Annotated in this window: 10 protein-coding genes and 1 pseudogene; 7 read left to right on the top strand and 4 right to left on the bottom strand. The window is 58.1% G+C overall.

What is annotated here, in order from left to right; genetic code table 11:
• The first annotated feature begins 227 nt into the window (after window positions 1-227).
• The 7 genes from ACQCST_RS16225 to ACQCST_RS16195 all read left to right on the top strand — a co-directional run bounded on the left by ACQCST_RS16225 (window position 228) and on the right by ACQCST_RS16195 (window position 9,339).
• On the top strand, window positions 228-1,322 hold the full coding sequence (locus ACQCST_RS16225; RefSeq protein WP_426996760.1) for a hypothetical protein: 1,095 nt from the start codon (window positions 228-230) through the stop codon (window positions 1,320-1,322).
• 14 nt (window positions 1,323-1,336) lie between these two features.
• Window positions 1,337-2,539: a glycosyltransferase family 4 protein gene (locus ACQCST_RS16220; RefSeq protein ID WP_426996759.1), complete on the top strand. Its 1,203-nt coding sequence runs from the start codon at window positions 1,337-1,339 to the stop codon at window positions 2,537-2,539.
• Window positions 2,540-2,760: 221 nt separating this feature from the next.
• Window positions 2,761-3,582, top strand: coding sequence for a hypothetical protein (locus ACQCST_RS16215; protein ID WP_426996758.1), 822 nt, complete (start codon window positions 2,761-2,763; stop codon window positions 3,580-3,582).
• A complete protein-coding gene (locus tag ACQCST_RS16210; protein WP_426996757.1) occupies window positions 3,506-4,456 on the top strand; it encodes a glycosyltransferase family 2 protein in 951 nt (316 codons plus the stop codon). Before ACQCST_RS16215 ends, ACQCST_RS16210 begins: the two co-directional genes overlap by 77 nt.
• 127 nt (window positions 4,457-4,583) lie before the next feature.
• Window positions 4,584-5,723, top strand: a complete 1,140-nt coding sequence (gene wecB / locus ACQCST_RS16205; protein ID WP_426996756.1) for a non-hydrolyzing UDP-N-acetylglucosamine 2-epimerase — start codon at window positions 4,584-4,586, stop codon at window positions 5,721-5,723.
• A gap of 637 nt (window positions 5,724-6,360) precedes the next feature.
• The gene (locus ACQCST_RS16200) at window positions 6,361-7,653 is read left to right on the top strand and encodes an ISL3 family transposase (protein WP_426996755.1); all 1,293 of its coding nucleotides are present in this window, start codon (window positions 6,361-6,363) and stop codon (window positions 7,651-7,653) included.
• Window positions 7,654-7,869: 216 nt separating this feature from the next.
• On the top strand, window positions 7,870-9,339 hold the full coding sequence (locus ACQCST_RS16195) for a polysaccharide biosynthesis tyrosine autokinase (RefSeq protein ID WP_426996754.1): 1,470 nt from the start codon (window positions 7,870-7,872) through the stop codon (window positions 9,337-9,339).
• 401 nt (window positions 9,340-9,740) lie between these two features.
• On the opposite strand, the gene ACQCST_RS16190 is transcribed toward ACQCST_RS16195, so the two are convergent.
• The 4 genes and pseudogenes from ACQCST_RS16190 to ACQCST_RS16175 form a co-directional block, all read right to left on the bottom strand.
• Window positions 9,741-10,250, bottom strand: a complete 510-nt coding sequence (locus ACQCST_RS16190) for an ISL3 family transposase (RefSeq protein WP_426996753.1) — start codon at window positions 10,248-10,250, stop codon at window positions 9,741-9,743.
• Entirely contained in the window at window positions 10,247-11,539 is a 1,293-nt protein-coding gene (locus ACQCST_RS16185; RefSeq protein WP_426996752.1) for an ISL3 family transposase, read from the bottom strand. The genes ACQCST_RS16190 and ACQCST_RS16185 overlap by 4 nt, the downstream gene beginning before the upstream one ends.
• A 112-nt stretch (window positions 11,540-11,651) precedes the next feature.
• Window positions 11,652-12,503 (bottom strand): annotated as a pseudogene (locus ACQCST_RS16180) (transposase); the annotation flags it as partial.
• Window positions 12,504-12,599: 96 nt separating this feature from the next.
• Entirely contained in the window at window positions 12,600-13,064 is a 465-nt protein-coding gene (locus tag ACQCST_RS16175) for an Lrp/AsnC family transcriptional regulator (RefSeq protein WP_426996751.1), read from the bottom strand.
• Window positions 13,065-13,150: the final 86 nt, after the last annotated feature.

Here is a 13,150-nt window from a genome sequence, read left to right as displayed (position 1 = left end):
TTGTCGGTCGGCCCAGTATTCAACTCAACCGGCGACAGACGTCAATTCGGTTTGCGTTGTATCAAAGTGGACCTGTCTGCGTCGTGATTACGACACTATTTGTGTGGCCGTACTTGGGGAGGGTGCTAGCTCAGGGACTGTTGGGAGAACTATCGCTGCAGCTTGCGATCTCCAGTATTTTGGCCCCGGCGGTGTGCCTTGGCGCTCACCTGTATTTGGCAAACAGAATGTCTACCGACAGTTCTTCTGACAGCCATGTAGAGGCGCAAACTGCAGTAATTCTGGCGAGTGCTCTATACGCCACGGCAGTGATATTCGCATGTGGCTCATTCCTGGCTGGTCCGGCCGAAATTCAGGCATCAATTGCATTGTCGTGCGCACTAGGCGCATATCTGGTGACAACCGGCGTAGCGAGGGGAATCAATCGGCCCGTGACTTTTGCGGCTTCCATGTTCTTGGTTCAAGTTTGTGGCCTAGTCGCTCTGGGAATGACAACTGCTGTTCACCAGAGCCTCCGCGAGGGGATGTTGGTGTACATTCTAATCATAGGTATTCCTGTATGCACCCTGTATTGGGTGTTACGAAATTCGCTCACCAGAGTAACGTGGCATGGCATTTTCGGTGTTCTGCGAAAGTCGTCTGGGCTGGTTCCGCATCTCGTCCTTGCTGTTGCGATGCTCATGATGATTCGGATACTCGTCTCCATCCGGCTTGGAAACGATGCCGTGGCTAACTACACATTTGCATCCCTGGTAATCGGAGGATCGATTACGATCGCGGCCTCGTTGGACGCCCACTGGTCGGTTCGCGCCCAAGCGTCGAAGTCTATTGACATATTGCAATCTGCTCTCCGCCGAAATCAAACAAAAACACAATTGCTGCTCATGATTACGTCGATAGGGATTGCCCTATTCTTGCTACTTATTCTAGATCCCTGGCTGCCAGGCGGCTACGACCGCAATGCGGTTATTACGGCAGTCTTGTTTGCCCTCCCCGGTGCATCGCTACAGGCTGTTGCCGACGGCCGCGCTGCCGTGCTGATGTGGATAAACAGACCTGCCTTAATATCAGTTTCTACAGCCTTGGGAACCTTCAGCACTATGTTATTGGCCTACTATCTAATGCCCATATACGGTTGGCCGTCTGTGGGCCTGTGCCTCACAACAGGCCTCGCGGTGCGTGCATTCACGACCATCGTGATGGCCAGGAAATTTTCTGCCGGCAGCACCGTGGGTGCGGTCAACCTCGTCTTCTTGCTTGCACAGTTTTTGTTTGCCTCGACACTCATAGTATCGGTTAATGGAGTCGACAACTTTTTTTAAACTAAGGGGAGTTTATGAAGATTCTGATGATCACGAACAACTACATCGATCGCACAAGAGGCGGTGTAGAACTGCACGTTTACAATCTCGCTCAGGCGTTGGCCAAGCAAGGACACGAGGTACAAATAGCCCGGACTTCACCTGGGCCTGGCATTTACGACGACGGAGGGGACCTACCTCTGCACACAGTTCTCGGGCATCGGCGAGAAGTGAAACGCGGAGCCTCGGGGCGCCTGCAGAAGATTCGCATCGTAAGATTCGCCGCAAATTTCGCGATAAGAATAGAGACGGCCATTCGGGCTGGAAGAATATTGCGCTCAGATCCAGAATTCCTGAAATCTTTCGACGTAGTTCATCACCACGATTTTATTACTAGCGCCATAATTTCTCGAATAATAAAGCCGCTCGATGTCACCCAGGTTTGGACGAATCATCTTGGAGAGTTCCTCATACTGCGACGGGTACCGTTGCTTGGAGGTGCGATAACGCGGGCACTTACTGGATCGTTCGTCCACGGCATCGGTCCTTCAGCGGAGTTGTCGGACCAAGCAACAGTCTCCTGTCCGATCAAATACATTCCAAACGGCGTCGACACCGATGCATTCGTGCCTCTGACCGACGAACATCAAAAAGCGCTGAGGGCGAAACTGGGGTGGGATCACGGACACCTAGTGGCAATCGTCCCGAGACGATGGGCTCCGACCAAGGGTGTTGTTTTCGCGGCGCAGGCAATGTCATCACCCAATTGGCCGACTAACTGTCGGGTAGTTTTCGCTGGTGCCGGCGAATCAGATTTCCCGGAATACAGCACCGAGATCAGACGCGCGCTTGATAAGACACCTATATCGTACGAAATAGTGGACTCGCTTTCCATGTCGGAAATGGCAGAGGCACTCCAAGGAGCAGATTTGTGCATAATTCCTTCGTTGATGGAGGCGACCAGTCTTTCCGCTCTCGAGTCGATGGCGGCTGGGTTGCCCGTTATAGGCACGCGCGTTGGAGGACTGCCTCAAATCATCGATGAGGGCGTGAACGGTTTCTTGGTGCCACCTATGGATGCGGATTCCATTGCCTCTGCTGTTGCCGCAATCAGCGGGCTTGATTCGAGGGAACGGCACCTGCTGGGCGCCACGAGTAGGGCGCGCATTGCAGCTACTTATTCTTGGATGGAGATTGCGCGTCAGACCAGTCAGATTTACAACAAGGTGACCGCATGAGAATTGCATATGTATCTCACGTCGATAGCCGATGGATCAAACAGCGACCGCAGTTTATTGCTGAATCAATGGCTCGGGAATCCCATCGTGTCACATATGTTTGTTCAGCGCTCGTCCGGAAGAGCCTGCTTATTGATTCCCAGAGATTAACTATACCCGTGGTGAGAGTGCCGTTACTTCCACAGCGGCTTCGTCATCGCTTGAGCATCCTTGAACCGTTAATGTCTGCACTGTCCGCGCTAGTAATCTTAGTGCGCATTCGGCCGCGCATTGTGATTCTAACTCACTCCCGACACTTCCTCTTAGCTGGCTACCTGAAGCGTATGGGTATTCGCGTCTTCTATGATTGTATGGATCTCAACGGACTCTTTTCCGACGCGGCAAATTCAGATCGTGAGGATGAGCGCGAACTAGTCGGGGTTTCGCATAGAGTATTCTGCTCAAGCGAATTGATTGCTACCCACATAGGCGGCCTAGGGCAACGGGCTGAAATAGATATCGTGTCCAACGCCCTCCACCCCGAAGCCTTTACCGCGTTCGCAGATCGGCGGCCCCAGGTCATCGTTGGCACGGTGGGTTATATCGGCGCCATTTCCTCTTGGTTCGACTTTGATGCCGTCCTTGCAATACTTGATAGCCGCGCCGACGTAGTTGTTAAGCTTTGGGGACCGTGCGATGTTGAGATCCCCGAGCATGATCGAATCCACTACATGGGTATCGTTTCCCACGGAATCGTTGTGGAACAAATGCACTCCTGCTCAGTACTACTGCTGCCCTTCAAAGTTACGGATCTCATTCGCGCAGTTGATCCCGTGAAAGTTTATGAATACATCGCGACTGGAAGGCCCGTCATCACATGTGATTATCCGCAGTTGGATCACTTCGGGAACTTCATAGACCGGTACTCGACGGTGGGCGAACTCGTAGCCCAAGTCGAACGCCTTCTGGATTCAAAAACTCTGGAGCGTGAACAAATTGAAGATTTCATCCATAGCAACTCTTGGAATGAACGTGCCAAGAATATGCTCGCGAGAATGGGCTGATTCGGTGATAGCAGTTGTCGTAGCATATAAGAGCTGGACTGATCTTGCCGAGTGCTGTGCGAGATTGCGAAAGATTCCTGCGATTGAGCAGCTCGTCGTGGTGGATAATTCCTACTCAGAGGTAGGTTCCTGCCTTGAGCACTCAAATATCCATCCCGTTGACCGGTGGATTACGCATGCAATTCCGCCCTCAAACCTGGGCTACGCCGGTGGAAATAACTTCGGTTTTGAAGTTGCAAGGACGCTTGGGGCGAATGAAGTTCTAGTCTGCAATCCAGACGTACAAATCTATTCGGATGTAATTGAAGGCCTCATCGCGGAGATGCAGACTGAGGCGCTGGACCTTATTTCGCCGTATATGAGAGAGGTTGATCTAACGGGGGAGGTTCGTAATCTGAAGAATCCTGGCTGGGATCAACTGCTCGGGAAGGGGGTGGTCGAAATACCTGCGACTTTGGTTAAGTCCCGCTATATACCAACTTTTTACGGTGCGTGTTTTATCGTTACTATGCGGCTCATCGACGATTTGGGCGGACTCAGTGAAGATTTCTTCCTCTATGGCGAGGAGATCGACTTCAAATTGCGCATGGAAAGATCTGCTTACCGTTGGGCAGTATCTTCGGATTTCGGGGTGACACACGATAGGGGTTCGAGTATTTCGCCCGGCGAGGGAGGGAAATCTTTGGTGGCATTTTTCCAGTCGGCCCGCTCTGCGGTTATCGTTGGACGTAAATACTGGCCGCAGACTGTAGCCTTTTGGACATTTGCACGCTCGGTCTTGGCCGTGGCCCTAGTTTTTCGCGGCCGGCCCTCTGAAGCTCGGGCTGTCGTGCGGGGTGCAATTCAGGGCTGGAAGGCGCGAGTAACGATTTGAAACACCGAACTCTAGTTTCTTCATCCGCCGAAAGAGTCAGGGGAGTACCTGCAGTACCGTTGCATCATTTTTCAGTTCCGCAACTCTGTCTTGTTTTTCACGTCTGCCACGAATCCGAGGGAAAATAGTGCCTTTAGTAATGCCGATTTATGGAACGAGACCAGAGGCCATTAAGATGGCCCCGATAGTCCAGGCCTTAAAGGTTTCCGACATGGAATGCTTCGTGACGGTGACTGGGCAACACAGACATATGCTAGATCAGGTCAATGAGTTGTTTGATATTGTTCCGGACGCGGATCTCAACATAATTCAGCCGCGGCAGACCCTTAGCTCGGTTTTGGTGAAGACCATTGACGGTCTCGACCAACTGTTTGCGGCAAATCGTCCGGACGCTGTAGTAGTCCAAGGGGATACGACGACTTCCACCGCTGCCGCAATCGCAGCTTTTTACCACAGTATCCCGGTGGTACACGTTGAAGCCGGACTGCGCAGTGGGGACCTTTTTTCGCCGTTTCCCGAGGAGGCCAATCGCAAGATCACTTCTCAAGTCGCCAGCCTACATTTGGCTCCCACTCAAGTCAGCAAGGCGAACTTGCTTAGAGAAAATGTTCGGCCGCGGAACATAGTCGTGACCGGAAATACTGTCATAGACGCACTACTGGCCACTGTTGGGAAGTTGGTTCCGTTCGGCGATCCGAATCTGGAGCGAGTTGGTGCTGAAGGCACGAAAGTTCTTCTGGTCACGACGCATCGAAGGGAGAATCAGGGCGACACGATGCGAGGCATCGGTCGCGCACTTGCACGACTTGCAGATGCGGACGATGATCTGACTATCGTTTTTCCCGTTCACAAGAACCCAGCGGTCAGAGAGGCGGTTCTCCCACCGCTGGCGGGCAAGCGAAACGTGATTATCACAGAGCCTTTGGCATACGGAGAATTCACGCGGATGCTTTCCTTGGCCACGATTGTGTTGACAGATTCGGGAGGAGTTCAGGAAGAGGCACCTAGCCTTGGTAAGCCCGTACTCGTGATGCGAGACAATACTGAGCGCCCTGAAGCTGTTGCTGCCGGAACAGTCCGCCTGATTGGAACTGATGAACACAGAATCGTCGCAGAGGTGTTGCGACTTCTTCATGACGAGAAGCACTTTGTGAGTATGGCCAATGCGGTGAACCCGTATGGTGACGGAAATGCGGCCAAGCGCACAATTGCTGCAATTGCTGAAATGCTTGGTGTCGGGACTCGAATTGACGAGTTCGGAGTCTAGCCTCGAACTTTCATCGGTTGGGGTCGCCTCCGTGTCAGGGCTTGCCTGCGGCCTGACGCACTTAATTATGGCGTCCGGGTACGATAACTTGCCTGATGAGTCTCGGGTGGGACTGGTTTCCACTGGTTCCAAAGGCTGTGATCTGCTTCGTTTGAACACTCTGGCGTCCGGTCTCGGCCCTGGACCGGTGGGGCCCGGAAGCGGCCCAGGGCTTGAAGAAATCGATGGTACTTCCGGGGCGGCGGCTGGTAGATGCAGGATGAATCCGCGGCCTGTGCGCACGATTCTGCCGGCCGCCGCTTCCGGACCCGCACGTCCAAGCGTCCACAACGTGTCCCTCTAGGTTGAACAGAATCGACGCCGCATGGTGGGTCTGACTAATCTGGCTGCGGTTGTCGAGCGACGTTTATTGTCGAAGCCAATGAGTATCCCAACCTTCACGACCTGCGCATCCGCAACTTCGCGAGGGCGGGGTGTGCATGAGCTGCGGCAATGATCGATGCTCGTCCGTCCGAGAGGATAAGCGGCTCTTGGTGGTTCGTGGGGAATTGAGTTCGTGTCGTTGAAGACAAGAGGGCCCGTGGCCCTGCTGGGATGAGTGTGTCTAAGCATTCAACCTGGAACAGGACCACGAGCCTTGAACGAGCCTACCGGGGCGGCAGCTGACGCTGCCACCATCCTCTTCAACCTGCCCGACTACCGCGTCATCTCCACCACCGTCGCGGCCGGCGGCCGCCGGCAGGTCATTGTCGAAACCGACCGGCCACCGGGCTGTCCGAGCTGCGGGGTGATTGCCACGCGCCGCAAGGAACGCCGCTTCCAACGGATCCGGGACATCCCTGTCGCCGGGACGGTGGACGTCTTCTGGTCCAAGTACCGCTGGTATTGCGAGGAACCGGCCTGCGAGAGGCTGTCCTTCTTTGAATCCACGACACAGGTACCGCGCCGTGCCCGCTCGACCGGCCGGCTCCGGGACCAGCTTGTGGACGCGGTCATCCGTTCGGGCCGTGCCTTCTCGGAGACCGCGGCCGGCTTCGCGGTGTCGTGGTGGATGGTCCGTGCCGCCGTCAACGAAGCATGCATGCTGCAGTTGCCCGACGTGGACAAGCTCAGCCCCCGAATGCTGGGCATCGATGAACACCGGTTCCGCTCGGTGCGCTACTTCCAGGACCCGGAATCAAAGTCGTGGACACGGTTCGAGCCCTGGATGACAACCATCGTGGACCTGGATACCGGCCAGGTCCTGGGCATCGTGGACGGGCGGGACCACAAGGGTGTCGGGGAGTGGCTGTTCGCCCGGCCGCTTCACTGGCGGCTTGGGATGCAGGGCGTGGCGATCGACCCGTCCGCGGCGTTCAGGAAGGCGTTGCGGATGTGGCTGCCGCGCACCGCGGTCGCGGTGGATCATTTCCATCTGGTCTCGCTGGCCAACCAGGCCATGACCGAGGCCCGGCAGAACCTATCCCAGCAGGTCAAGGGCAGGCGCGGCAGGGCCGTCGACAAGGCTTGGGCCCACCGCATGCTGCTCCTGCGGGCAGGCGACACCCTCTCCGGGAGGGCAGCTCACCGGCTGGAAGAAGTGTTCGCAGCCGACGATCCCACCGGAACGCTGCAGGCTGTCTGGAAAGTGAAGGAACAGCTCAGGGCCCTGCTGCGGACCGCGTCGCTCGAAGAGGCCGCAGCCGCCAAGGACGAACTCGAGATCCTGGTCAAAGCAGCCGGCAGGCCCGAGACGAACAGGCTCTACCGCACGATCTGCCGGTGGTGGGCGGAAATCGAAGTACTCATCATCACCGGCGCCACGACGGGCAAGGTCGAGGCCAACAACACGGCGATAAAAAATATCAAACGCACCGCGCGCGGCTATCGCAACGCCGCCAATTACAAATCGGTTATCCTCTTGAGAAGTGCCGTCCGGACGGCGGCATGACACTCACCCGGGAATCACTTTCCCCACGAACCACGAAGAGCCGGATAAGCTAGTGAGCTGGAAGTCAACATTTGTCCACACGTCAGGATCATCGCTGCATCGTTTCTGGTGACGATGACGGGAGCTCCTACCAGGACCGCTGGTAGCTGTGGCCGGGTAGAGTTGACTCAGACCGCAAAACCGTCGCCGAAGTGCACGCATGCCTAGCATCTGCCGGTGGCAACCGATTCAGGGGGACCCAGCTTGGACCTGCAAGAATACCTGCGTATATTCCGGCGCAACTGGATTCTAGTTGCCGCCGCGACACTTGTGGGGCTCCTGGGCGGAGCCGGAATCTCCGTTTTGATCCAACCGACGTACACTTCAGAGACGCAGCTGTTCGTGGCTACTCAGAGCTCGGGGTCTGTAACAGAACTTCAGCAAGGCAATAGTTTCAGTCAGGCGCGTGTGCAATCTTACGTGAAGACTGTCTCGAGCCCTGTGGTTCTGCAGCCGGCCATCGACAGATTAGGCCTCAGCACTACTGCGGCTGAGTTGGCGAAGCGCGTCGAGTCCAGAACGGATTTGAATACCGTCCTAATCAACATATCCGTCTCCGACAGCTCGCCCGTTCAAGCCGCGGCGATCGCACAAGCTGTGGCCGGCAGCCTCATCGAAGCCGTGGATTCGTTGGAGAAGCCTAAATCCGGCGGCGTGTCGCCAGTTCACTTGTCGATAGTAAAACCAGCCGTTGCTCCAGCCTCGCCCTCTGCCCCGAATACTCGATTGAACTTGATCTTCGGGCTGCTAACCGGCTTGTTCCTCGGTGCCGGAGCCGCTTTGCTTCGGACAACTTTGGACACCCGGCTGAGGGGCGAAGCCGACGTACGCCAGTTCACAGATGCACCCGTATTGGGAGGCATCGCTTTCGACCAAGATGCAACCAGGAAGCCTCTGCTGACGCAAGCCGAGTCGCAAAGTCCACGGGCGGAGTCCTTTCGTCAGCTTAGGACTAACTTGCAGTTCGCAAATGTCTCCGCGCATGCCAGAACTGTCTTGGTGACCTCATCCGTTCCGGGAGAGGGTAAAAGCACCACGGCAATAAATCTTGCGATCGCGATGGCCCAGTCTGGACAGACCGTGTGTCTCGTCGATGCAGACCTCCGCCGGCCGATGGTGAGCCAGTACTTGGGTCTGGAAGGAAACGCTGGATTAACGACGGCACTCGTGGGCGACGTGGATTTAAACGAGATGCTGCAGCAGTGGGGGGATGACAATCTCTACGTGATTTCCTCAGGTTTGATCCCTCCGAATCCTAGCGAGTTGCTAGGTTCTGAAGAAATGAAGCACCTGGTTGAGAGGCTCGAAGAGACTTTCGATTCGGTAATTATTGACGCGCCGCCATTGATCCCAGTTACTGACGCCGCGGTACTTGCTCAACATGTGGGTGGTGTTCTCGTAGTCGTCGGCACCCAGACCGTTAGACGACATGACTTGGAAAAATCCCTCGGAGCACTCCAGATGGTCGGTGCTGTGGTCCTGGGTCTAGTCCTAAACAAGCTCCCCACGAAGGGGGCTGATGCTTACACGTATTCGTATGCCTCTTATTCATCTGCGGAATCATCCACAGGCAGTCGTGAGTCGCGAACGAAAAGGCGCAGCTCCGACAGAAACGAAGTCTCTCCTCGGGCGGCCGCTGCGAGATGAATCCTTGATACCGCTACGAAGTAGCGACGATGCGCGGTTGCACATTGCTGAAGGTTTGTCGAAAATGCCGGAACTGGCTATCGACAGTCTGCCTCTTGGATGATGAGGAGGCCTGGAAGACCACCTCATCTCCGACCGGATCTTGCGACGAACCACCAGAGCCGAATAACGCGAAGACGAATGTAGCGTGGCGTCGTGCGTGGCGCTAAGTCTTGGACGACTTGCCTCGGGCATTGGCCCAGCTTCCAACGACGCCGACCGATGTGCAAGCCGCCACATGCGTTCCGCGATGACATGAGAATGGTTTCATTGCGGCTATGTCTGTTGCCCAGCGGGCGGTGGGCACCGCCACGTTACCGGGCTCTCCGCGGTTCGTGGTGAATTCCCTGTGCGGTGAATGATCAGGCCGCTGTTCGGGCGGCGCTTCTGAGCATAATGCGGGTGGAGTAGTTGCGGCTATTGACGAATCCGCGTCCGGTTCGTTTCAGGTGTTTGATGGCGGTGTTGTTCGCTTCGACTTTCGCTGTGGTGGCACCCGTGACGATGAGGACTTCGATTTCCTTCCACCAGCGGCAGACCGTGCGCCAGAGCCTGGTCGTCTCGGGCCGGGCGGCGTGTTCGACGAGTTCCTGCAGCCGCTTCTTTGCGGTGCCGGCGTCTTCGAGCGACCCGGTGCGTAGCAGCGCGCGGAGCTGCTCTTTGACGTTCCATGCCGCCTGCAGCTTGCCGGTCGGGTCATCAACGTAGAACACGTGCCGGAGCCGGTCATTGCCGCGGTCTGAGAGTGTCTCGCCGGCCCGGGGCAGCAGCCTGCGGTTGGCCCGGACCGGGTCAGCGGTGCGTCCGCGCCGGCCCTTGGTTTCCTGGCTCTTCGTGGTTCGTGGGGAAAGTGATTCCCGGGTGAGTGTCATGCCGCCGTCCGGACGGCACTTCTCAAGAGGATAACCGATTTGTAATTGGCGGCGTTGCGATAGCCGCGCGCGGTGCGTTTGATATTTTTTATCGCCGTGTTGTTGGCCTCGACCTTGCCCGTCGTGGCGCCGGTGATGATGAGTACTTCGATTTCCGCCCACCACCGGCAGATCGTGCGGTAGAGCCTGTTCGTCTCGGGCCTGCCGGCTGCTTTGACCAGGATCTCGAGTTCGTCCTTGGCGGCTGCGGCCTCTTCGAGCGACGCGGTCCGCAGCAGGGCCCTGAGCTGTTCCTTCACGTTCCAGACAGCCTGCAGCGTTCCGGTGGGATCGTCGGCTGCGAACACTTCTTCCAGCCGGTGAGCTGCCCTCCCGGAGAGGGTGTCGCCTGCCCGCAGGAGCAGCATGCGGTGGGCCCAAGCCTTGTCGACGGCCCTGCCGCGCCTGCCCTTGACCTGCTGGGATAGGTTCTGCCGGGCCTCGGTCATGGCCTGGTTGGCCAGCGAGACCAGATGGAAATGATCCACCGCGACCGCGGTGCGCGGCAGCCACATCCGCAACGCCTTCCTGAACGCCGCGGACGGGTCGATCGCCACGACCTGCATCCCAAGCCGCCAGTGAAGCGGCCGGGCGAACAGCCACTCCCCGACACCCTTGTGGTCCCGCCCGTCCACGATGCCCAGGACCTGGCCGGTATCCAGGTCCACGATGGTTGTCATCCAGGGCTCGAACCGTGTCCACGACTTTGATTCCGGGTCCTGGAAGTAGCGCACCGAGCGGAACCGGTGTTCATCGATGCCCAGCATTCGGGGGCTGAGCTTGTCCACGTCGGGCAACTGCAGCATGCATGCTTCGTTGACGGCGGCACGGACCATCCACCACGACACCGCGAAGCCGGCCGCGGTCTCCGAGAAGGCACGGCCCGAACGGATGACCGCGTCCACAAGCTGGTCCCGGAGCCGGCCGGTCGAGCGGGCACGGCGCGGTACCTGTGTCGTGGATTCAAAGAAGGACAGCCTCTCGCAGGCCGGTTCCTCGCAATACCAGCGGTACTTGGACCAGAAGACGTCCACCGTCCCGGCGACAGGGATGTCCCGGATCCGTTGGAAGCGGCGTTCCTTGCGGCGCGTGGCAATCACCCCGCAGCTCGGACAGCCCGGTGGCCGGTCGGTTTCGACAATGACCTGCCGGCGGCCGCCGGCCGCGACGGTGGTGGAGATGACGCGGTAGTCGGCCAGGTTGAAGAGGATGGTGGCAGCGTCAGCTGCCGCCCCGGTAGGCTCGTTCAAGGCTCGTGGTCCTGTTCCAGGTTGAATGCTTAGACACACTCATCCCAGCAGGGCCACGGGCCCTCTTGTCTTCAACGACACGAACTCAATTCCCCACGAACCACCAAGAGCCGGTTTCCTGTGTCAGGCGTTGCCGGACTTCGGTGAGCATGTTGTTGCCGAGCAGGACCAGGTGGAAAGCGTCGACCGAGACGGCGGTGCGGGGCAGCCACATCCGCAGGGCCTTCCTGAACGCCGCAGACGGGTCGATCGCCACGACCTGCACGCCGAGGCGCCAGTCGAGCGGGCGGGCGAAGAGCCACTCGCCGACGCCTTTGTGGTCGCGGCCCTCGACCACGCCGAGGACCTGTCCGGTGTCGAGGTCCACGGCGGTGCTCATCCATGGCTCGAAGCGTTTCCAGGCATTGGTGGCCGGGTCCTTGAAGAACCGCACGGAGCGGAACCTGTGCTCGTCGATGCCCAGCATCCGTGGACGCAGCTTGTCCACGTCCGGAAGCCTGGTGGCCGCCAGGTTCAGGGCCCGCGGGACCAGCCACCACGAGACCCCGTGCGCGGCGGCGGCTTCGGTGGCGGCGCGGCCGGAATCAATGACCGCGGAGACGAGCATGTCCCGCAGCCGGCCGGTAGAGCGGGCACCGCGCGGGACCTCGACGGTGGCTTCGAAGAACGTCCTGCGGGCGCATTCGGATTCATCGCAGAAATACCGGCGCTTGGACCAGATGACCTCCACCGGCCCGGCGACGGGAATGTCGCGGACCCCCTGGAGGCGCCGTGAGTGCCGGCGTGTGCCGATCACACCGCAGTCCGGGCACCCCGATTCGACGACGCTCTCGACCAGGATTCTGCGCTGGCCGAAGCCCGGAATCTCGGTTGAAAGAACGCGGTAGTCCGGCAGGTTGAAGATGGCGGTGGCAGCGTCAGGGCCCCGGGAACTAAGCTCGGTCAAGGCTCGTAGTCCTGTCATCGAAGAATGCGTCAAGAACATCCATCACCACAGGGCTACGGGCCCCTCTCGTCTAAAGACACGACCCCGAATTCACCACGAACCGCGGAGAGCCCTTTACCGCGTATCAACATCCTCAAACACCAGGAACGTCTGCGTATCCAGCACCCCGGGCATGGACTGGAGCTGGTCGAAGATCACCCGCCGCAGGTCCACGTTGTCCACGGCGCGCACCAGCAGGATGACGTCAAAGTCCCCGCCCACCAGAGCCACGTGGTGCACCTCGGGAATCGCCCGCAGCTGCTCGCGCAGTTCGCGCCAGGAATGCTGCCGCACCTTGAGGGTCACGTACGCGGACGATTTCAGTCCGGCCTTGATGGGATCCACCAGCGCCGTGAACTTGGTCAGCACGCCTTCGCCAGTCAGCCGGGCAATCCGCGTATACGCATGTGCCCGGGAGATGTGCACGTTTTCCGCCACCTGCGTCACGGACATCCGCCCGTCACGCGTCAGCTCCGCAATAATATTGCGGTCCACATCGTCCAGCGGCACCGCGACCTGCCCGGCTTCAGCGTCTGCCATTCGTCTATAACCCCCACTGGTAATGCAGCTCACACTTGCGATTTGTCTCTCAGGGTAGGCCAAAAATCAAAAATTCTCCACGATTC

The organism is Pseudarthrobacter sp. N5 (assembly GCF_050157035.1).
In the GTDB taxonomy this organism is placed as follows: Bacteria; Actinomycetota; Actinomycetes; order Actinomycetales; family Micrococcaceae; genus Arthrobacter.
Note: the sequence above shows the minus strand (reverse complement) of the source record. Positions and strands in the feature narration are given on the sequence as shown.